The organism is uncultured Anaerobiospirillum sp., assembly GCF_902485895.1.
In the GTDB taxonomy this organism is placed as follows: Bacteria; Pseudomonadota; Gammaproteobacteria; order Enterobacterales; family Succinivibrionaceae; genus Anaerobiospirillum; species Anaerobiospirillum succiniciproducens.
The window spans coordinates 1-22,273 of sequence record NZ_CABTML010000041.1; the positions used below are offsets into that span (position 1 = coordinate 1).

Genomic DNA, 22,273 nt, shown 5'->3' on the forward strand with positions numbered 1-22,273 from the left:
CCAAAAAAACTGATAAACATGCGGTTCATAATAGTTATGCCAGTTTTATATTAATACCCCCCAAATATCGTACACATACGTTCAAAGAATTTGGATTGTGACGAAGTAGTGTAAATTTGAGTGGGTAGGGTTTGGTGAGCTTTTGGGGATAAAAAAGGCCCTGACACCGAGGTGGCAGAGCCTAGAACGCGATTGCGTTGGGAATGGGGTGTTATTCGAGGTCGTTCTGGCGAGTTACCAGGTCGATAGCCTCTTGGTTGTACTCAATCTTGTTGAGGGTACGTGCCTGACGGTACAGGGCGTCCTGAGTGGTCTGATTGAGGTACTGAGCTAAGGATGGGTACACAGCGTTCTCGAAGGTTGGTACATCAGCCTCAACAGCTGGTACAACCTTGTTTAAGACAGCTAAGGTCTGAACGTTATTGTTCTTGTCGATAACGTGAGCAGACTTTGTATCCTGTGGCAGAGCAAAGATTGCCTGAGCAAACTCTTGGCTGGTAGTGGTGTTAGCACCGCTAACCTCTACATCCTTTTGCACCTTTACGTAATCAGGGAGCTGAGCATTAGCATCTGCAGCAACCTTAGTTGCAACATCAGTTAAGGTCTTTAAAGCTTCCTCATTGATACGATCGGTGCGCAGCATAGCACTAGCATCTTTAGCTACATCGTCAAATGGACGTAAAGAGGCATCGTGGTGCTCAGTTACGTTGATAACGATGGAGTTGTTGTCATCTAAGGCAATAACGTTTGAGTTGATGCCAGAGTTGTACACTTCCTCATTGAAAGCTAAATCCTGCAGCTCCTTGGTATTGAATGGCCACTTAGCCTCAGTATCGCCTTGAGCAACTACATCAGAGGTCATAACCTTCATGCCAAGCTTCTCAGCGGTGATGTCTAATGAGTCTGGGTTTTCAAAAGACATATCGGACATGGTGGTTACACGCTCGTTGTAAAGCTCACGAGCTTGTGCCTCGATATAGGCAGCCTTAACCTTGTCCTTAACCTCAGCTAAAGCTGGAGTGTGCTCTGGCTTGATGGAGGTTAAGCTAATGAAGTGGGTACCATAGTCATCGGTGATAGCAGCACTTACATCACCCTCAGACTCAAGAGCAAATAAAGCAGCATCTAAGTCAGCGGCTAACTGATTACGGGTTACAAAGCCCATATCACCGCCCTTATCCTTAGTTGACTGATCATCAGAGTACTGAGCAACTAACTTTTCAAATGGAGTGCCGTTCTTTAAGCCTTCCTCAACTGCAGCGATACGCTTGTCAGCATCCTTAGAGCCAGCACGGATGAGTAAGTGAGCAGCTTGTCTTTGCTCCTCAAGACGGTAGTCTTCAGAGTACATGTTGTAGAACTCTTCTACCTTCTCATCGGTTACTTCTACTTGCTTACGCAGATCGTCCATGGATAAGAGTAAGTAGTTAAAGCGTACGTTGGCAGGAGCCATGAACTTGTCATGGTTAGCATCGTAGAAAGCCTTGATCTCATCGTCGCTGATCTTCAGGTTACGATTGATATATGCCTCATCAACGGTGTAGAGGTTAACTACGCGAGTCTGCAAAATAGTCTTTGCAATGGTGTTAAGCTCATATGGAAGAGGCTGTGAAGATGCGGACATCAGAGGACGAGATACGCTCTCAGACATGATGGAGATACGTAACTGCTCGCCAAAGTAGTCTGGAGACATGCCCATGTTGCGAATAGAGGCAAGGTAGAGATCGTTGTCGAACTTACCATCCTTCTGGAAAGCAGGGGTGTTACGGATAACGTCACGTACCTGCTCGTCGCCGATACGGATATCCATATCCCATACGCTGCTGTTAAAAGCAACATTGTTAATCATGCGCTCAAGAACTTGCTTCTTAAGCTCAACAACATACTGTTGATTCTCAAGCATGGCAGAGCCGTTTGGTAAACGGTGCAGCTGCTGAGCCTGCTGATTGTACTGATTGTTCCAATCGTTAGAAGTGATCTTGTAATCACCGATGGTGACAGGATCAGTGTTCAAACGTGGAATTAAATAGCCGCCCACACCAGTGAGCACAAATGAAATCACGATGAGTGCGAGCAGGAGCTTAAAGCCCTTGGAGTTGGCACCATCGCGCAGCTTGTCCGATAACATCCGAAATTCCCCGCAAATTCAGTCTTTGCATTTAACAAAAGCTGCAGCAAGATCACAAGAGTGCTTATCTTGTAATGTGCTGCTGCCTGCTAGACAAAGTTAAAGCCTAGGCTAAGCCTAGCTTTGCATTGTGTCTAAAGGTAGTAATGATACTCATTACAACTTAGCTATAAGATAGGATCACCCCATCAGAGATACTAAGAAAGCTTTTGCATGTGCAAGTAATTTGCTCAAAAGTAAATGACTGTGTCGAAATGCATATGCTCAAATCTTAGCTGCACACGACAGCAAGTCGGGATTTTAGCACAGGCAAGCGCTTATATGCCATTGTCTAATCACTCAAGATCTTTTGAATACGGCTTGGTTGGCATGTTTGCAATGCTCTTTGCACTAAATAGACAGGATATAGTGTCTCTTAGAGTTTGAAGACAGGGGGAGTTACGTCTTCTTTTGGCCGCTAGGTTGGCTGGAAAGCTTGGGGTAGGTTAATGAGGACTGCTTGATGAGATCGTGGGTGCGATCTTTCTCTTTTGTCTTGTGGAGTTGGATTTTGGGTTGTGCATAAATACAAACGCCTACTAGCGCTGAGGGCACAAGCAGGCGTTATGGCACAAGTGGTTGTAAAGAACTGGATTTAAGAATCTAGCACAGCTAGAAGTTCTAAGATGCCACTCATATGAGTGCAGCCTGGTGCTGTTACAACCAAAATGCGCCAGGCGGGGCAGATAACATCTTGTCTTGCAAGATGTTAGGTGTTCTTACTTACCGTTTACAGCATCCTTGAATGGCTTACCAGCGGTAAATACTGGAGCCTTAGAAGCTGGGATCTGAACCGGTTTGCCGTCACGTGGGTTACGTGCAGTACGGGCAGGACGATCACGAACGTAGAACTTGCCAAAGCCGATTAAAGCAACTTCGCCGCCGTCGGCTAACTCATCTTTAACAGCATCTAAGAATCCCTTTAAAGCAAGCTGGGAATGCTTGAGGCTGAGGCCAGTCTTCTTGGAAATACTTTCAACTAACTCACTCTTATTCACTTTAAAACTCCAATGTCAAAGGTTGGTGATTGAGTCTCCGGATAACTAAGAAGAAACCTAAACGATGGTAGCCCTTATAAGCCGGAAAGCAGCTGCTCTATGACTCTAGTGATAAATGAGCTGTTACATCTCACCTTAGGCTCTAATTGATTATGGGTGATGGCCAAGTATCTTAATGTAACGCTCTGACAATTCTATCTGCCAACATCTAGCTGGTGATTTAGAAGCTGTCCATCTGAGCTGTAAGCAGTTATGCGGTTTTTGCACTCATTCCGATAATTACTTGTTTAAGCACTCTCAAGTGGTTAGCAAGTAGCAAAGGTTTATCTGCTAGATCCATTTTGATAATGCTTGTGATGATAGCTCAAGCTATGAAGCTGTCTCATCAGGTTTAAGTGCATGCCTCATCAGCAGCTCACACAGTCAAGTGCATATGTTCTGTGCTTGCTCATAATGTTCATGATGGTCTCAAGATTAAGCATGTTTGAAAAAGAGAACAAACACGTGCTAGAAAATCTAGCTGACCCTAAGCCATATCGGACCTGAGTTGCGATAGCTTTGTTGAATCATTATGCCTACTTTCATTAAAAAGAAAGCACCACGTGCTGAAAAAGTAGATCTAGAACTCAATTTGTAGCTCTTTTGACTGCAAAACGAGCACTAGAGCACCCAAAAAACTCACGCAAGGCCCCGATCCGACGCACTTTGCGCACGTTTTTGCACAAGTTTTAAATGCCAAGAGAATTTTTGCATTTCATGAGCTATGCAAAACCGTGAGGCTTGTCTTTAAAACAGCATAAACATCAGCTTTTAGATGCTATATAAATTCTACGTATCCACGCAAAGCTAGGCGTAGCAACAGTCTTCATGAACACAACACTAACATTGTTGCATAATATGACTGTTAAGCATTGATTAAGAAAAGGCTCTCGCCTCTCGTTTTGCAACTCGAGTTTTACGTGCAAGAAACTGAGATCTGACAGTAGATATGAAAAAGGGAGCATGAGCTCCCTTAAACTTGAAATGCATCTTTAGACTATCGCCACGGGCTGCTATGGTCAGCTCCAGCAAAGAGGTTTGATTTTGTTGCTGCTAGCTGCAGCGATAGTCTGATGATATTGATTAGAAGAAGTTTTGCATAATGCCCATCATGGCTACGCTAGCTACGATGGTGATGCCCAAGTTGAACTTAAAGGCAATCACGATAGTGGCAAGCAGGGCAATTTGCATTTTGATGTCATCGGTCATAAAGGCAGGTGCTGCCACCGCGATCATCACAATAGCAGGGCTATTTTCAAGTACGGCTTTAAAACGCTCAGACATGGTGTGCTTTCTAAGCCATAAGAAGCCTACAACACGAGTAAAGTAGGTAGTTATAGCCATTGCCATGATGGTTATAAACTCATAGATATTTGGTAAGGCCAATAGCTGTTCCATTATTGAGCCTCCTTGTCGTCTAAACCATGTGCTTTCTTTGCATCATGAGCACTAGCTGCAGTGTCAGTTGATTGTGCACTGCCTTTAGCATCGCTGGCCTTATCATTTGCTGTATCGTCAGTATCTTGGGTGTTCACTGTATCGCTTGTAAGGTCAACCTCTTTGAGATCGCCTTGGGTGGCGATTAAGCCAGCTTTTTCTTGGTAGACACGGATAATGTAGGCACCAATGAGACCAGCAAGAACACCAGCACCAACACAGTAGCTAGAGTTGCCGTACTTTGCGGTCAAGGCAGAAGCAGCAAAGCTCATCGCAATTGGGATATAGTTGATCTTCTTCTTAGGACGCATGGCAATAGCAAGTGCAATGAAGGTCGCAGGCAGAGCAATGCTAAAACCGAGCTTGTTGAGATCACCAATGCTGCTACCAATAGCCGCACCGAGAAAACAGCTAAACCACCAGCAAATCCAAAGTGCTAGACCTACGCCTAAGTAGAAGTGAAAAGCAAAAGGCTTTGCCTCAAGATTGCGTCTTTGAATATCCTGCATGGATAAAGCCCAGGTCTCGTCACACATCAAAAAGTAGATGAGCGCAATTCTAAAGCCACCTTCATGACGCACATATGGAGCTAAAGCAGTGCCTAAGACAATATGACGGCTATTGATGAGGAAAGTAGAGATCACAATCATTAAGATTGGAGGCACCGCAGACCATAAGGCCAATGCCGCAAACTCACTACCACCAGCTAAGTTAATACCGGTCATAAGCAAGGTGGTAATTGGAGCTTGACCAACGTGAGCAGCCTGAGCGCCTAAGATCACGCCTAAAGGAAAGATACCTAAAAGTACGGGCAAAGCGGTCAAAACACCGCGCCTCATTTCTGAGAACATATGCAGCCTTATGGTTTGATAAAAACAAGCATGCTATCCATGCATAGCAGCTATGAACAAGTGCAAAAGATGCCACTACACTTAGACTCATACACTTAAGCTATCATCTAGCTAAGTGCTTTGCGCTAAACAGCAGTGTATGAGCTTGCAAGCTTGGCAAAAAAGCTTGTGATGGGCAATTTCAAGCATCACTAAAAGATCAGGGTTAAATAAGCCCATCATATTAGGACGCTAATCATACTATCTATTGAGCAACACTCAATTCAGATGAGATGCTATTGTGCACAATGAGCTAAACATGGGCAGCAGAAGAGCGGCTATTGCGCCATTTGTAAGCAGCAATATATCCTCAAAGCCATAAATAAGCTCAAATGCCAGAACTATACGGCTCGAATAGCCACAGCTACAGCCACCGCCACAGCCAAGGCAATGGCAGTAGCTGTAGAAATACCATAAGTAATAGCGTCAGCAATGCTAAAGCATGTGCCTTCATCGAAGTTTGAAACATGTCGAGAGCTGCTCTGCTCTACTTATCGCTTATGCTGCAGCTGTAGTTACTCTCTTTTGTACGTAGTAAATGAGCTTGTGATGTCTTGATGATTGCTCACTTGCACATGAGTGGAGTCAATATTAGGCCTTGAAATCATTGCTTAGGCTGCATACATAATGTCGCTTGCATGCAGTTATTGGACTAGTTTCGGTAGATGCATTTTGCTTTTAGCTGAGGTAGTGTTTGTGACACACAAATGACCTTTGAAGCGCACTTTAGCCTTGAGGATGGCAAGTTATTGTTGCTGTAGAAAAGGATAAGTCACCGCGACTGCGAGGCAGCAATTGTCATATACGTAAAGCCGCGTGCCGATAACTCTGTCACTGACATGCGTTGGTCTTGTGGCGCAGCGGCTTAACGATTGAGCTAATCTTCGACGGTGCTAAAGTCGCAAAGCCCTTCGTTTTGGGTGACACGGCGTAGCTCATCGCGTACTTCCATGAGCGCAAAGCCAAGTAGGTTTTGTCCTCGCCAGAGCATTGGGTCTTGGGACTCACTGCAGTTCTCTGCAAGGCCAATACCCCAGATAGTGTCGTACGGGCTAGCCTCTACTAGGATTTTATCGCCTGTTGAAAGGAGAAAGGCTTGAAGGTCACGGTTTTGGTTAAATTTGTGCCAGTTGCCAAGCAGCACAATGGTGTACTTGAACTTGTGCCAAACTTTCTCATCAAAGCCACGCACCTTACGGCCAAAGTCTTTGATTTGCTTAGGATTATCGCAAGCGAGAATTTGCTTTAAGATTTCATCATCGCCAAAGAGCCTGGCTTTGCTCGCCATCATATACTGCTCAGCATAAAGGAAAGTATGTGACCTGGCACGGAAGTCCTGCTTCCACCACTGACTGAAGCAGCTTTTGGTAATCTTGCCGTTTTTGGAGGGCTGATTACCCCAGAAGTGGCACATCTCTTTAGTATTGCCATGCGCAAACTCTTGCTGCAGCCACTTAAGGTTGTACTTTGGTCTTCCTTGTGGTTGCCATGTATTCACAAAGAAACCACCATGCTCAAGTCCATCGTCGCTGAGCTCTTTATCCCACCATCCTTTCCAAGTTAAAGGTTCAGGAAAGAGGGTACGGTATTCAAACTGTTCTTCATCTGAAAGTGAGTCAAACCAATCGAGAAATTGGTCTAAGTAATACTCGCCATAGCCCATACGCCAGCCAATCGAGCAACATTCTATATGTCGGTTAGCCAGCCAAGGTGGCGGCATTAAGGTTTTATTCTGCAGTGACATATGAATTGTGATTCCCTGTAAGAGCTTTTTGTAAAGTCTTGTCAAAGAGCTCTTGCTCACTTGCTTTGATCTCGTCTTTGAGCTCTCTGAAGGTGTAGTAGTCATCCTTGAGCTTGATAGACTTAGCAATCTCATGGTCGTAAGTGCATAAGAGCTCAATTGCTTCTTTGAGGTTGGCTACGCTGATCTCAGAGACATAGGTTAGCTTGTCCTCAAAGCTTGCTTGCAAGAGGAGCATCATGGCAGCACATAAGGTTACAGAGTAGTTATCACGCTGCTTATAGTGCTTGGTGATGTGCTCTAAAGCTTGGTGCTCAGCATAGTCAGGCAAGAAGAAGTTGCCATCAGTAAAGCTAAAGTCAAAGGCTCGCTCACTAGGACGTAAGAAGCGTACATTAAGCTCGCTGGCATACTCATCCCACTTAGAGTCCATTGGAACTTGCAACAGTAGCTTCCAGCCCGGCGCAATGGCCTTGATAGCAAATTCCTCACAGTACTCATTTACAAAGACTGCAAACTTAGACAGGAGTAAAGAGGCCTTTTCAAAGTCACTGCCGCTCAAATAGCCACGTAAGATCTGATAGCGTGGTAAAAACTTCTCTTCAATCTGTCCATAGAAGTCAAAGCTATCATCAGCTGCATGCTTAAGTAGCTTGATAGACAGATTAGTGCCTAATGATGCAAGTAATTGCTGCAGAGCATTGAGGTCTAAAGAATAGCGAGTCTCAACCTTAGGCACCGACTCTTCAGTAACAACCTTTGGAGCAATGGTGATCTCATGGGCCACAAAGACACCTTTGTCGCATAAAGCATCAAAGCACTGAGCAACATCCTTAAGCTCTAAGCCTAAGTTAACCGCAAGCTTGTAGTGATGATGCTTAGGACAGTAGCTTGGCTCACGACTCTTAGTTAGCCAAAACAAAAGCACTGACATGACTGCTGAGGCATTTACATCAATGCGATTGAGGCAGTTTAACTGCGGGTAATACGGAACACGTATAAGACCAAACCTCATAAAAAACCTCAAGCAATCAAAATCAAGAAAAAATAGAAAAGCCATCTCACCACGCAAGCTGCTGCAGCCTCAGCACATTCACCATCACAATATGGTAATACAGCTAATGCCAAGACATAGCAGATGCACGAGTATGCATCTAAGCCAAAATCCATAGCTCAAATGCTAAGCAGAGCAAGAGCACGATCGGCTGCTCTCTTACTTCCATGGCAATAAATTATGGCGTGGATTGTAGCAACAAGCAGCAAGAAACAAAAGTTATCTCACTATCTAAGTATGCATTGGCCACAGAATGCCAACGATTTGACCTTGCTTGTAAGAAACGCAACCGATTGCCAAGGACTAAATAGCCAAAGAGCCTCAAGTCGGGATAGTAATGATCTTAAGGTTCTAAGACCGAAGTTGCATCAAGGACTGAACGGCTAAAGAACAAGTGGCAGAAGATTTATTGAGTGCCAAAGTAAAAGTAGCAAAGACATGCTAACTCAGTGAAGTGAGGTGAAATGGAGTGGGCAGGGATGATGGTATTTTTTGTGATTTGATGTGATTTGATGGGGCTGTAGAGATAAAAAAAAGCCGCAGATCGGAAACTGCGGCTAGTTTTTAATAGGAGGAATAGTTATGAAAACTAAATTAGAGCTTGTGGCCCATCTCGTAAGCTGAATCGTGAACGTCAGTTACAGCACGACCTGATGGGTCAGCCATGTTCTTGAACTTCTCATCCCATGCAATAGCAGTTGGGGTGGAGCAAGCAACAGACTTGCCGTATGGAACGGTCAGAACAGCTGATGGGAGCTTGAAGATATCTTCAAAGATAGAGCGGTAGTAGTAAGCTTCCTTAGTAACTGGGGTGTTAACTGGGAAGCGGCTCTCACGCTCAGCAAACATCTTGTCGGTAACTTCCTTCTCAGCGTGGTCACGCAGAGCATCGATCCAAGAGTAGCCTACGCCATCAGAGAACTGCTCCTTCTGACGCCACAGTACCTCATCAGGTAACATGCCTTCAAAGGCCTCACGCAGAATCTTCTTCTCGATGGTCTTGCCTGGGCACATCTTATCCTCTGGGTTTAAACGCATGGCTACGTCTAAGAACTTCTTATCGAGGAATGGAACACGACCCTCAACGCCCCAAGCCATTAAGGACTTGTTAGCACGCAGGCAGTCGTATAAGTGCAGCTGATCGAGCTTACGTACTAATTCCTCATGGAACTCCTTAGCATTTGGAGCCTTGTGGAAGTAGAGGTAGCCACCGAAGATCTCATCAGAGCCTTCGCCAGAGAGAACCATCTTGATACCCATAGCCTTGATGTAACGAGCCATGAGGTACATTGGGGTAGAAGCACGAATGGTGGTTACGTCGTAAGTTTCGATCTTACGGATAACATCAGGCAGTGCATCAATACCCTCTTGAATGGTGTAGTGAATCTCGTGGTGAACGGTACCTAAGTAGTCAGCAACTACACGTGCCTTCTTTAAGTCTGGAGCACCCTCAAGGCCGATAGCAAAGGAGTGCAGACGTGGGTACCATGCCTCAGTCTTACCGCCATCTTCAACACGACGCTCAGAGAAGAGCTTAGCGATAGCAGAGATAACTGATGAATCAAGACCACCAGAGAGTAATACGCCGTAAGGAACGTCGCACATTAACTGACGCTTAACAGAATCCATTAAGGCTTCCTTAAGCTCAGAAATGTTGGACTTGTTGTTCTTTACGTTGTCGTATTCCATCCAGTCACGCTTGTAGTAACGGTGGAACTCGAGATCCTGCTTGGAGTAGAGGTAGTGGCCTGGTGGGAACTCCTTTACAGTGTCACAAACAGGGGTTAAAGCCTTCATCTCAGAGGCAACGTAGAAACGGCCTTCCTTGTCAGAACCGATATACATAGGAACGATACCCATGTGGTCACGGCCTAAGAACCAGCTGTCATCAGTCTCGTCGTAAATAACGAAAGCAAAGTCACCAACTAAGCGGTCTAAGAAAACTTCACCGGTCTTCTTGAACTCTTGGTACAGTGGCAGGAGAACCTCACAGTCAGAACCGGTCTTGAAATTGTAAGGATCTTTAAGCTCGGACTTTAACTGTACGTGATTGTAGATTTCGCCATTAGCAGCTAAAACCTGGGTCTTGTCGTCATTGTACAGCGGCTGAGCACCATTGCCTGGATCAACAATGGATAAACGCTCGTGTACGACGATAGCGTGATCGCTCTGGTAGATACCTTCCCAATCTGGACCACGGTGCAACTGCAGGCGTGAGAGGCCCAAAGCTTGGGTACGAAGAGACTTTGAGTTCTCTTTAATATCGAAAATGCCGAAAATTGAACACATGAGATCTTACATTCCAAGTAAATGTGAGAATCAACAAAAGGCTGCACACCGCATCAGGCGCTTAAAACAAGTGGTTTTAAACAGAGCTTTATGTAGAATTCACTTTCTACAAGCTCGTGCAAGCACTTAAGAGTTCTCTTATCTGAAACCATGCTGCATCCATGCAGCACGTCAGCTACATGGGGCCTCGCAAGTTGTATATGGGATAACACCATTACTTGCTGTACTTATTAGCAATGCTTATAGCTAAAGTAAGCTATGGCTACTAATAAAACTTGAGGCCTCTATCAAAGGACGCAATAGCTCCTTAGATAGATTAGAAACTTAACAACATTCTAACGAAGTGGTGTGTAAAGCGCAATTTCAGGGCAAAACAGTACTGCACTAAAATGAGTCATTTACTAAATGATAAGCAATTTCATCACCTAAAAATAGCAACACTCATCCACAATATGTCGGTAATAAGTGCTTATATAAGCCATTATCTGCAATACATAATAAAGCTAAGGCCAATAACTCACTCCATAGTTGCAAAGCAATCAAGCCTCCAACATAGCCAAAAAGCGGCGATCTTTTAGTGCCATTTTGGTTCAAATACCCACGATCTTTGAAGCAATACAACCCTGTTCGCCTAAAAAAAGTGCACTTAAGCCTATAAAAAGACTGTGATCCACAATCAAATATCATCTATGAGCATCAGCATATTTACAGTTTTCCAAAAAGTTGTGACAACGTCCTAGCCACAATATGCCTCTAAAACCATATTAGCTCCACAATTTCTGCCACCACACTGCAGCATGAGCCTAAGAAACTCATAACCACGCTAATAGCCCTGAATACAGCGCAGTGCATAAGTGCACAGCCTATAGCTACACAGCCAATCGCTACTCAACTCATCACCAAATAACCCATCCAAGGTAGCGTGCACCCAAACGTACTACACAGCTACACTTGCCAAGCCACACTAAAAAGCTTACCAAGTCTAAAATGCAGGCTTGCTGCAGTTAGGCTAGCTTTATGAGTAAAGAGGGCATTTACCTAAAATATCTTTGGAAAAGAACAGCGCACATTTCCATGCAAAAGCAGCCAAGCAAATGAGCAAATTAGAAGGGAGTAATTGAAAGCCTACAAGTCTGACAGTCTACAATCCTGAAAGCCGCAAGCCTGACCGGCTGATACCAACAACAGCACAACGATAAGAGCTAGTTGGCTAATTAAGAAAGTCGATAAGAACTTATAAACAACGCGAGCTTTGCAGGATATTGCTGGAAAGTCGGTGAATCAAGATAGCTACGCTTTGTAGCAAGGTGATGCAAGGGAGGATAGGTCTGTAGGCGGGGATTATCCGCAGCCTGCTAACAAGCTGCAGATATGAGTGGGCTAACGACGTTATCTGCTTGTGGTGGCAGATAGCAGTACTTAGCATTAGTTAGCCTGGAAAGAGGAATTAACAGGGCGATTAGTACTTGCCGATGGAACGGAGGTACTCGACAAGCTTTTGGGTATTAGACTCAAGCTCATCAACGAGTTTGACGCCCTTTGGCCAGTTTTCCTCATCATACTCTTGCATGGTATCGAGCATGTCGTGCAGATCGCCTAAAGAGTTGTCTACTTCCATGATCATCTGCTTGATGGTCTTGCAACGAATATCTAATACCTTAGGATCAACATCAGCATCTTTATCGGCTGCTGCAATCATCTTAGCTAAGGTCTCGTTGAGAGTAGCAATCTTCTCTAAAATCTGTTCGTGGTTGCCAGTGTACATAAGTAGCTCCAACTGCAATAGGCAGCACATGCTGCAAAACTGCTGCATATTCTACAGTCATGCGCCTCAACATGCCATATCTAAGCGCATGATGCTACCGCAAACCACATCTATCACAGCTTATCCCATGGCCTATAGAAGAGCTTAAACCTTACAGAGCATGAAGGGCTCGCAACTCAAAGGGCTATCAGCTGTCCCTTTGTACAGAGCAAGCAGCAACACGTGGTTAAGGCAAGAAGCGCCTTAGCAGCTCATTATGAATAGTTGATTGCGGTGTTTTAGGCCTGTTGCTTTTTTTGCTTGCATTTGACTGCTTGTAAGGCGCTAATCGTGGTTGCGTGGGCTTGAGGCGACGGCTCATTGCTAGGTGCTGTGATCCTTTTGATAATTGCTCTTTGAATTGGGATTACTCATAAAATAGTGCCTCGTATCAGGTTCGTATTAGCTACGAGTATTAAGCAGCGCAGGACATGATGCCTCTGTGGCTGTTGATATTGGGCGTGGTGGAGAAGGGTGATTTTTGCTAGATGAACTGCGGCCATTTGGGCAGGTCATATTTGCATACTCTTTTCTTGCGTTTTGTGTGGGTGGAGATTTGAGAAGAGAATGCTGGTTGTAAATACTAGTTGATTTATGCGGCGTGGGTCGTGGTGAGGCAATGACTGGGGAGTTACTGAGGTGGCCATAGCCTATGAGCTATGGCCTTGAGATTAGGTCTTGGTTTTTCTGAGGATCAGCTCTTGAGGTGATCTGGGCTTGGTCGAGTCTCGTTGACCTTGGTGACCGGAGCGGTGCGATCTTGCACGCCCTCATGGAGCTTGTTAGCTTGAGGGATGGTACTTGGATTTTGACCAAAGTAGGCTTTAAAGGTACGTGAGAAGTGGGAGTAGTTATTAAAGCCTGCTTCTACTGCAGCGCAGTATGGATCAGTACCAACGGAGATGAGGTAACGAGCACGAGTTAAGCGCTTTTTAACGATGAACTGATGCAGCGACAGACCTGTAAGCTCCTTAAAGCGTCTGGTTAGATAGAATTTGGAGAGGTTAAAGCGCTGCGCAAGCTCATCAAGACTTAAGTTTTCGTTAATATGCAGATTAATGTGCTGGAGCAGGGCGGATAACTTGAGACGCTCAGAGAGCTTAATGTCTAAGTTCATCTCATCGTAATCTAAATCATCGTCATGAGAAGAAGCTACAGGTGATCCATGGAGATTTGCTTGCTGGTTAAATGCATTCTGATGCTCACGAATAGGAGCAGGGGTGGCTCCTTCTGCCTGCATGAGCATGGTATGGAATTTACCATCTGGATGCAGACCAACAGCTGCAGCACTGTCCTTAGTTCTTTTAAGGCGAACGGCACGTGCTTGAGAGGTGGTAACACTATCTGCACTTAAGATGGCGTTTGGAGTACGTGAGTTTGAGTAGCGCACGCTATTGGCGATAGGACCAAATTGAGAGCTGTCGTAGTTAATACCTTGTACGTAGCTATCGCAGCTCATCATGGATCTATCCACTAAATGACCATCCTGTGTACGGTTTAATGAGTCGACATGTGGATGGGCATGCTGCAGTGGATCTTCATTAGCATGAGCGGTTAATAAGTCATCATGCGCATGAGAGCTTAACTGACCATGGTGAGGAGCATGAGCTACTGTGTCTACATAGACATCTTGATACTCAGTGCCATCGTTAGGAATGCCGCCTTCATTGAGTACGTAATTGTCATCACTCTCTGGGTCTACATCAAAGATAGAGATATCTTCTGCAGGTGGATTGTGAACATTAGTACCAAGGCTTGAGGCAAAGGAAACTAAACTCAAGGTAGCAGCTACACCAGCGTTTAAGAATTTATCTTCATCGTAATTGAAGTTGAGAGCCTCTAAAGCTGAGTGGAGATTATCTGTAGAGCGGTAGCCAAAACCATATGGTGTAGAAGAGCCACGGCGTCCTGTTGAAGCAATATTGCTTGGCAGGGCAGCACGGTGCTTCTCAATCATCTCTTGAGGCAGTGAGGCAAGGTTTGGTGACAGATCCTGATGACCTGAAACGCTCAGATAGGCGCTATCAGCTGTATGCGCACCACCATTTGGTACATGAGCTGCAGCAGCTTGACGCGCAGCATCAGCTCTTTGTCTTTCAGGTGAATTGAGCTCATAAGTGCCCATGCTGTTATATGATGCCATACCCTCAGTAACGGATGAGGCTTGCGCAGTATCAATATGCTCACCCTTAGCCTCAGCATGACCGGTGATGCCAGAGTTGGCGATCTCAACAGCTGAAACTACTTCATGAGACTGACCAGGGGCACTGTGAAACTCAGGATGAGTGATGAGTGGTGACTGAGCTGCAGGAGTGATATAGCCATCAGGAGCATATTGCTCTAGAAGCTCAGATGAACCAAGTGCATGCGGCTGATTGTATACAGCAGCAAAGGCCTTAGAGGTGATATCGATGGCAGACTCGGAGTGGTTCATGGAAGTGGCTGAAATGGTTGGAATCTCCTCACCAGCCTGCATGCGATGCACAATTTGATTGAGCTTAGTTAAGATAATGGCAAAGTAAGACTCTGAAAGTACTTCATCAGATGGAGTTTTGGACCAGAAGCTTAAGAATAGACGTGAAAGGTCGTGATTAAGCTCAGAGAAAGAGGCATCGTCTAAATGGAGAATATTGTTGTTATCGGAGTTGAGCTGTAAGAAGCAGTACTGCGGATCAAGCTTAGGAAAACGCTTAGCAAGTCTTTGCATGTACTTTGGATGAATCCACAGTGCGTAACGCTCATAACCTTGAGAATGGTTAATAAGACCACGGTGGAATTGCAGCTCATCAATTAAGATGACATCGCCACGAGAGAGGTGATACGGACGACCTTCGACCTCGTAGTAGAAGTCACCTTCTACGATAAAGATAATTTCGTAGAATGCATGATGGTGAGGGCAAATTTCAACATCTTCGCTTGGATTAGCATCCATGTGCTTATAGCACTCAAAGCGATTGTTCTGCATGAGCTCACGATAACGGCGACTCGTAAATGCCGCTTTATTAGCTTTACGCATCTTTTGGCCTCAAAATCATGTATCGACAACAATGACTCTACAAGCGCACTGACCACATAATCTAAAGCACTTTTATCGTGCCCTCGCATTTTTAAGACATAGCCTAGTAGAGTGTCATCGTATGTTAGCATGACTCAAGGCCTATGCATAACAAAAATACACGGGTACATCATTTAACTTCACACATCACATACATCCATCATACGCGGTCATTTACACGCATCAATCCCAAATATAAGCCCATACACGCCACAGCGCCACCAAACTGCTGCAAAACACCCAAAATCAAGCAGATATCTTAACCTTTGCGATAAACAAGCCTCTTACAAGCCCATAAACAAAGATCAAGTGCAAGCCATCAACCATAGACCCATTTAGTCATAAAAATGCAATAGTTTACGGCCGGTGACTGCAAAAACTTGCAAGCTAAGGTTTTGCGACCAAAGCATTACCCTACGTTTCACAAACGGCAACTGCGATGACTTAGCAATGCTACGCACACACCTCAAGCACAATCGACCAAGCGCCACCATTATTTGGCTGCATAAAGCACTCGACCACTTATGGGCTATATAAATAGGCTTCTAAATCCCTAGGCTGGGGTAGTGATTCGTTAAAGTTGGTCGCTATATTTGAGACTGTCTATTTGTGTGCGGTATCTACCATTACAAGGCGCAGCAAGATGGCTTACAAATGGCCATGCAATGGAGAACGCAGTGAAATGACAAGATCCTGGTGGAAGGGATACGAGCAATGAAGTGCTAATGGCAGGATCATGGTGGAATGGATACGAACGAGGTCGTGCTAATGGCGGTTTACAAATGGGAAGATCTGCGGTGAGTATATAGATGACAAGGCCCAGAAGGATGGTGTCCAACTGGGCCTTGAAATATGATGGAAAGCGGTCTAGTTAGATGGCTAGAGTTTGCTCTTCCTTGTATTCATGTTTTGGAGTCTGATCGTCAGCCTTGGCTACGACAGGATCTGGCTCAACCTTGAAGAATGAGAGGTTGTTGATGAGAGTCTGGCAGCGGGAGGCGTTTTCAACAGAAGCGCTACGAGATACTTGAGCAAGCTCGTTAACCTGCTTAGTGCACTCAGTAATGCGCTGCATGTTGGTAGAGATCTGTGCAGAGGAGGTAGATTGCTCTTCAGCTGAAGTTGCAATCACACCAATCTGATCGTTTACGCCACTTACTAATTCCATAACCTGGCCTAAGGTGGACTTAAGCTCAACGGACTCAGTAGTAACAAAAGACATACTCTCAAGGTTAGACTGCATAGCAGTGGTTGCTGCAGCAGAATCTGCCTGAATGCGATCCACCATGCCTCTAATCTCCTGAGTAGATGCTGTAGTACGGGTTGCAAGAGCACGAACTTCATCAGCTACCACGGCAAAGCCACGACCAGCCTCACCAGCACGAGCCGCCTCAATAGCAGCATTAAGAGCCAGTAAGTTAGTCTGAGAGGCAATCTCGTCAATGGTGCCTACGATAGAGCTAATCTTTTCTACCTCATCAGCTAACTCACGAATAGCTTCTGCATTCTTCTCCATGAGCTCGTATTGCTCAGTAACAGAAGTTGCAGTGGTATTAACATTCTCCATACCAGTCTCAGTGAACTTGTGAGACTCTTGAGAAGACTTAGCTGCGGTGGTGCAGTTCTCAGCGATGTTAGCATTAGTTGCAGCCATCTGTTCAGCTGCAGCGGCAACAGATACACACTCAGTCTGAGCAGTTTCTGCAGCATCACAAATGGTATTAGAGTTTTGCTCAATCTCATTCATGGAGCCGTTAATAGCGCTTGCTAAGGTTGTTACCTCAATCATAGAGCTACGCAGCTTAGTAATCATGATCTGCATAGACTCAGCAAGCTGACCAAACTCATCTTCAGTCTGTGGCTTCACATTAATAGAGAAGTCGCCCTTAGCAAGGGAGGTAAGAGCATTGAGCTGAATTGTTACATTGCGCTGGATATAAGTTGAAATATCCATGGAGATCGCAAAGGAGAACACCAGCTGGAAGAAGGTCAAAATGATGATGAATACAGTTGGATTGTGGTTAGTTAAAATCACCGAAGCTTCATCAATTTGTTGGAAGCGTGACTTAACAGCCTTACCGTACTCAACACCCATGCCCTCAAGCAGTGGCATAGCATCATGAATATAGTTGTGCAGAGCATCCGCGTGCTTGCCAGCATCAAATAGTGGGAAAACACTCTGTTTAATAAACTCAATATACTTAATACCATTGCCCTTTACGGTGTGCATATAAACACCAGTATCAGGATCATTGACGTTGAGCTTATCAACACCCTCAGCAATTTCGTTTAAAGAGGACTCGAGGGTCTTACGAAGCTCAGTATTAGTGTATTCAGAGTCAAGATAGGTAAAGAGCTGAGCATTAAATACTTCAGTCTTTTCCATGGTGTTGACTAATACAGTAAAGTTACCAGTAAGTTTACGATTAAGGTCTACTGCAGCGTTAACTGTCTCTACACGTTGAGTAACGGAGATAACAGATACAGCAAATGACATGATGAGCACGATGGCAAAACATATCAGCAGCTTCGTCTTAATTGGATAAGGGGCTTCGTATATAAAATTCATGATTTTTTCCTAGTTCCAGGTGACTAAGATAACTAGCTATCGTTTTAGAGTCGTACGACTCTAAAAGGTGCCACAAAGCTAGTCTACATGGCATCCATAGTACTTACGAGTACTAATCTCTATCATATTAACAGAAAGACTATGCTGTATGTGAAAAAAAGCACACACAGATTTACGACTATTTGACGTGTAATACATAAAACATAGTGTGTATAGCCTACAAAACCATAACATTAGCTTAATTAGAACTGACTATGGTTTCAAAGCCTACATCAAGCATACATGCGCTTTATCTAAAACTTAAGAGTTCTAAACGTAAAATTACATGTGCACTTGTATACTTGTAACCATGACTACATGATAATCATTTTTACCTTGCAAAAAAGACAACATAATCACTCATATAGACTGATCCATATATGAACGCAGTGCATTTTGCGCACCACTATCATACGTGCATAGCCCAAAGTAGTAGTCCTACCAGAGTCAAACCGCGCCTAATCAAAATTAAAATCAATAGCAATCTGCCCATAATTCATAGAGAGTGCAATTCATCGCTGTGCATTAGCTGCATCAAAGACCACCACTTTGCAATGAAGTAAAAATGAACATGTTTGCGCAATAAGCCCGGGAGCGTCTAGCATAGCGTGATACCTCATGCTTAGTACGCCAGGCACAACATTGCGTATGAATGTCTTATACAAGATCAACACCATCTCTCGTTATCAGCCTTTAAAGTAGAACATGGCATAGTAATATCACGTCAACTTTACAGACATTCGCAACAGGGAGAAACACGCTGCATGGATGTATGCATCATATCTGCGTCCATGTCTAATCACTGCAGAATGCTTCAAATCCTGTTCAAGCACCTTATCCATCTTTAACCGTTGTTGGAGCAATCAACAGACTGCATAAATCGTCTACTGAGGCGGTGCACAACGTGGATAGGCGTCAATCATTGACTGCAATAAAATGGTTGAACGACTGCTACAGATCAGATCCACTTCTCGTAGTTTAAGGTAATGGGTTGAGAATAACGTTGGGTATAGGCCGTGAATATACGGTCTCAATGATTATGGCAAGGCTATTGGGGACTTGCTGTGGATCCTGAGGACAGGGCGTAGGCTTAAGGCTTGGAGGCTGTTTGGTAGTTTTAATCTGTGATCTTTAAAGAATGGCGATCAGTTGCGGAATAGTCTTATTAATGCAGGTAGTTCTGCAAAATGTTAGTGCAGTGAAGAACGTGGTTGCTCTGGTAACAAGATCGGCAGTTGCTGCAGTTGCTGCACTGGGTGCGTGGTTTTGGCAGAAAAAAGCCCATCGACTGTGAGGAAGATGGGCTTGAGATAAGGTGCATGTTAGAACATGCAAGTGTGAATAGAAATCTTCTCTTAGATCTTGAAGAACTTGAGATCGTCGAGCAGGTTCTCTAAACGCTCAGCGGTAGTTACAGAGAGCTGACGTGCGTCTAAAGCAATCTGATTTACGCTGTTAGAGGTATGGGTGATTTCCTGCATATTGTTGGAGATCTCGGTGCTTGCAGAAGACTGCTGCTCAGCTGCAGTAGCAATCTGAGTAATCTGAGAGTTTACTTCCTGAGCGTAGTTTAAGATGCTCTCAAGAGTCTCACGTACATGAGTAGAATCAGATGCTACAGTAGACATGCTCTCGAGGTTAGCCTGCATAGCTTCGGTAGCGTGAGTGGTCTGAGCCTGAATACGGTCAACCATGCCACGAATCTCAGTGGTAGATGCAGTGGTACGAGTTGCTAAAGCACGAACTTCGTCAGCAACCACAGCAAATCCACGACCTGCTGAACCGGCACGAGCTGCCTCAATAGCGGCGTTAAGAGCCAGTAAGTTGGTCTGAGCTGCGATCTCGTCAATGGTGCCAACAATAGAGCCAATGGTCTGAGCCTGGTCTACCAAGGTCTTCATAGCTGCGGCGTTCTGCTTCATCTGCTCGTACTGAGACATGATGGAGTTCATAGCAGAGTTAACTAACTCCATACCCTCGTTGGTGAGGTTAGAAGAGTCTTCAGCGGACTTAGCAGCGTCAGAGCAGTTCTTAGCAATGTTCTGAGTAGTAGCAACCATCTCGTCAGCAGCAGCTGCAACAGTAACAGCTTGGCTCTGAGCAGAATTCATCTGATCACAAATGTTGGTGGAGCTGCTCTCAACCTGGGTCATAGATTGGTTGATCTCGTTAGAAAGACCAATAACATCCTTAAGGGTTTCACGCAGTTTCTCAGTCATGTTACGCATGGTGTCGTTGAGAACACCAAACTCGTCATTGCTTGACTGCTCAAAGCGGATGGTGAAGTCACCGCTTTCAAGAGCCTGCAGATTAGCAACCTGCTTGGAAATAGCCTTCTGAATATTGCCAGAGATGAATAAAGCAATAGACAGGGAGATGATGATCTGAATGATAGTTAAGATGATAACAACAGTCAGGGTCTTGGTCTGAATAAGCTCATCAGAAGAACTTACGATGTCGTTAACGCGACGCTGAACTAGGTTCTCAACATCAGTTGAGATAATGTCAACAGCTGGAGCAATCTTGTTTAAGTAAAGCTCTAAAGCCTCAAAAGGACGGTTATTGCGAATGAGGTTAGTAATGTCCTTTTCGAAGATGTCTACAATGATACGAGCATGGTTCCTAATGTTCTCGACAAGAGGTCCAGTCTCTGGGTTTGAGCCAATTAATGCACCAACAGACTGATTCATATCGCGAATATAGTTATTAACAGCACGCTGATTAGCATCATTCTGCATGTTTGGAGTGAGGTAGGCGATTAAGGCAGAGTTAGTATTACTGATATCAGCCTGCGCTTTATTAATACGGGCAAAGGATGCTACAACTTCAGTTTGCAGATGGCCCGCAGTCTTAATGCCAGAGTACAGATTACTAATGGCAATAGAAGAAATAGTACATGATAAAACCAGTACTAAGGTGAAGCACGCTAAGAGCTTACCCTTAATAGAATCCAGTTTAAATAAGTTCATATGTGTCTACCCTGACCACTCACAAGAATAAAAAAGCAAAAAGGGCCCATCACTCTTATGAATGCATTATGCTCGTCTGATTACGGTAGTACTGCTTATGCCTGAGAATACAAAAAACTATTGCACACCCATTAGCGGCAAAAACATTGGCCACCGATAGTTGTTGACTATAAAAGGTTCGCCAAAACACAGAATAAACTGTATATCTGAAGAACCTAAACTCCATTTGTAAGCATGTGAAAGCACGAAGGCAACATTAGGTTTATCAACCTGAACATCAATTGATATTGTTGCAGTGCCGTCCTCCGTGCAATGGCAAGCTAGTTAAAGATAAATCTAACTCCTTGCTCTCTATCCAGCCACAACAATAAAGAAGGGTCTGGAACAAGTCTTTGGATGTCAGCTTAGTAGCATTTGGTCCATTGAATCTGCATGAGGACAAAAATCTTTAGCCTAATACTGTTCAACCATACAGATAGGCATGATTTGACAATGATAGAGCATTGTCTCTTGCAAATTCAACACTTAAATCAAAATTGTATTAAAACAATACAGTGATGTTTACAGTACTAAACTCAAGCTGAGATGCATCTCTCATTGTTTTTAGCTTTTAAGTTTAAGTCGTGACGTATCTCACACTTCAAGTAAGCCTATGCTTATGCAGACAATCAAGAAAAGCGTGCGGATATTTTGACTAGCAAAAAGTGAAACTAGTTACAGCATCACGGGTTAAAAGCTCAAAACAATTCTATCAAAAGATCACTACATTGCTACTGAAAACAACTATCATTTTTATCGTTTTTGATGCTAAAACAGCGACTCTGGCGTATGTACGCCTTTCAAGCCTACTAACTTACATACAAGTTACGCAAACTAACCTAAGCAAAAGTGTCATCTAGATTGAATATAAGCCATCAATCTTTCAAAATTGACTGTAATTCCATTCATTGTTATGCAAATCTTGCAAACTACCTCAATTACCAGCACCATTTGGCCGTACAAAAAGCAATCAACTGCTAAAAAGCAATCAACAGCCGCCAAGCAATACAAATGCTTTCAGAACTCTATGTAGAGTCACTAATCCGAGCCAATCACCCTGCAACTAGCAAACTGCCCTGCAACTAGCAAGCTGCCGTGCTGTCCATACAAATAACCTTCATAAAGATAGCTATATCAAGGCACCATTATTCATATAGCTATCAATACACGAGCCACATAC

The 22,273-nt window shown here is 44.3% G+C and carries 11 protein-coding genes; all 11 read right to left on the bottom strand.

The window, feature by feature from the left end; genetic code table 11:
• Positions 1 to 211 precede the first annotated feature (211 nt).
• The 11 genes from RDO37_RS03350 to RDO37_RS03400 all read right to left on the bottom strand — a co-directional run bounded on the left by RDO37_RS03350 (position 212) and on the right by RDO37_RS03400 (position 21,054).
• Positions 212 to 2,128: a SurA N-terminal domain-containing protein gene (locus tag RDO37_RS03350; protein WP_308498105.1), complete on the bottom strand. Its 1,917-nt coding sequence runs from the start codon at positions 2,126 to 2,128 to the stop codon at positions 212 to 214.
• 758 nt (positions 2,129 to 2,886) lie between these two features.
• Entirely contained in the window at positions 2,887 to 3,165 is a 279-nt protein-coding gene (locus RDO37_RS03355) for an HU family DNA-binding protein (RefSeq protein ID WP_027939015.1), read from the bottom strand.
• Between the two features lie 1,122 nt (positions 3,166 to 4,287).
• On the bottom strand, positions 4,288 to 4,602 hold the full coding sequence (locus RDO37_RS03360; protein ID WP_027939014.1) for an AzlD family protein: 315 nt from the start codon (positions 4,600 to 4,602) through the stop codon (positions 4,288 to 4,290).
• Positions 4,602 to 5,492, bottom strand: coding sequence for an AzlC family ABC transporter permease (locus RDO37_RS03365; protein WP_308498106.1), 891 nt, complete (start codon positions 5,490 to 5,492; stop codon positions 4,602 to 4,604). The genes RDO37_RS03360 and RDO37_RS03365 overlap by 1 nt, the downstream gene beginning before the upstream one ends.
• 916 nt (positions 5,493 to 6,408) lie before the next feature.
• A complete protein-coding gene (locus RDO37_RS03370) occupies positions 6,409 to 7,275 on the bottom strand; it encodes an NADAR family protein (protein WP_308498107.1) in 867 nt (288 codons plus the stop codon).
• Entirely contained in the window at positions 7,259 to 8,290 is a 1,032-nt protein-coding gene (locus RDO37_RS03375; protein WP_308498108.1) for a hypothetical protein, read from the bottom strand. Before RDO37_RS03375 ends, RDO37_RS03370 begins: the two co-directional genes overlap by 17 nt.
• A 633-nt stretch (positions 8,291 to 8,923) precedes the next feature.
• On the bottom strand, positions 8,924 to 10,618 hold the full coding sequence (gene asnB, locus RDO37_RS03380; RefSeq protein WP_027939011.1) for an asparagine synthase B: 1,695 nt from the start codon (positions 10,616 to 10,618) through the stop codon (positions 8,924 to 8,926).
• A gap of 1,459 nt (positions 10,619 to 12,077) precedes the next feature.
• Positions 12,078 to 12,383 (bottom strand): hypothetical protein, encoded by a 306-nt coding sequence (locus tag RDO37_RS03385; RefSeq protein ID WP_027939010.1) that lies wholly within the window; start codon positions 12,381 to 12,383, stop codon positions 12,078 to 12,080.
• A gap of 733 nt (positions 12,384 to 13,116) precedes the next feature.
• Positions 13,117 to 15,438 (bottom strand): AraC family transcriptional regulator, encoded by a 2,322-nt coding sequence (locus RDO37_RS03390; RefSeq protein ID WP_308498109.1) that lies wholly within the window; start codon positions 15,436 to 15,438, stop codon positions 13,117 to 13,119.
• A 910-nt stretch (positions 15,439 to 16,348) separates the two neighbouring features.
• Positions 16,349 to 18,046, bottom strand: a complete 1,698-nt coding sequence (locus RDO37_RS03395) for a methyl-accepting chemotaxis protein (protein WP_308498110.1) — start codon at positions 18,044 to 18,046, stop codon at positions 16,349 to 16,351.
• Positions 18,047 to 19,440: 1,394 nt separating this feature from the next.
• Complete coding sequence (locus tag RDO37_RS03400; protein WP_308498111.1) at positions 19,441 to 21,054, bottom strand: methyl-accepting chemotaxis protein; 1,614 nt, start codon at positions 21,052 to 21,054, stop codon at positions 19,441 to 19,443.
• Positions 21,055 to 22,273: the final 1,219 nt, after the last annotated feature.

Excerpts from the sequence above, each read along its gene's own strand:
- RDO37_RS03390 (WP_308498109.1), bottom strand. The coding sequence starts at position 15,438 with ATGCGTAAAGCTAATAAAGCGGCATTTACGAGTCGCCGTTATCGTGAG.
- RDO37_RS03370 (WP_308498107.1), bottom strand. The coding sequence starts at position 7,275 with ATGTCACTGCAGAATAAAACCTTAATGCCGCCACCTTGGCTGGCTAAC.
- asnB (WP_027939011.1), bottom strand. The coding sequence starts at position 10,618 with ATGTGTTCAATTTTCGGCATTTTCGATATTAAAGAGAACTCAAAGTCT.
- RDO37_RS03385 (WP_027939010.1), bottom strand. The coding sequence starts at position 12,383 with ATGTACACTGGCAACCACGAACAGATTTTAGAGAAGATTGCTACTCTC.
- RDO37_RS03350 (WP_308498105.1), bottom strand. The coding sequence starts at position 2,128 with ATGTTATCGGACAAGCTGCGCGATGGTGCCAACTCCAAGGGCTTTAAG.
- RDO37_RS03400 (WP_308498111.1), bottom strand. The coding sequence starts at position 21,054 with ATGAACTTATTTAAACTGGATTCTATTAAGGGTAAGCTCTTAGCGTGC.
- RDO37_RS03375 (WP_308498108.1), bottom strand. The coding sequence starts at position 8,290 with ATGAGGTTTGGTCTTATACGTGTTCCGTATTACCCGCAGTTAAACTGC.
- RDO37_RS03360 (WP_027939014.1), bottom strand. The coding sequence starts at position 4,602 with ATGGAACAGCTATTGGCCTTACCAAATATCTATGAGTTTATAACCATC.
- RDO37_RS03395 (WP_308498110.1), bottom strand. The coding sequence starts at position 18,046 with ATGAATTTTATATACGAAGCCCCTTATCCAATTAAGACGAAGCTGCTG.
- RDO37_RS03365 (WP_308498106.1), bottom strand. The coding sequence starts at position 5,492 with ATGTTCTCAGAAATGAGGCGCGGTGTTTTGACCGCTTTGCCCGTACTT.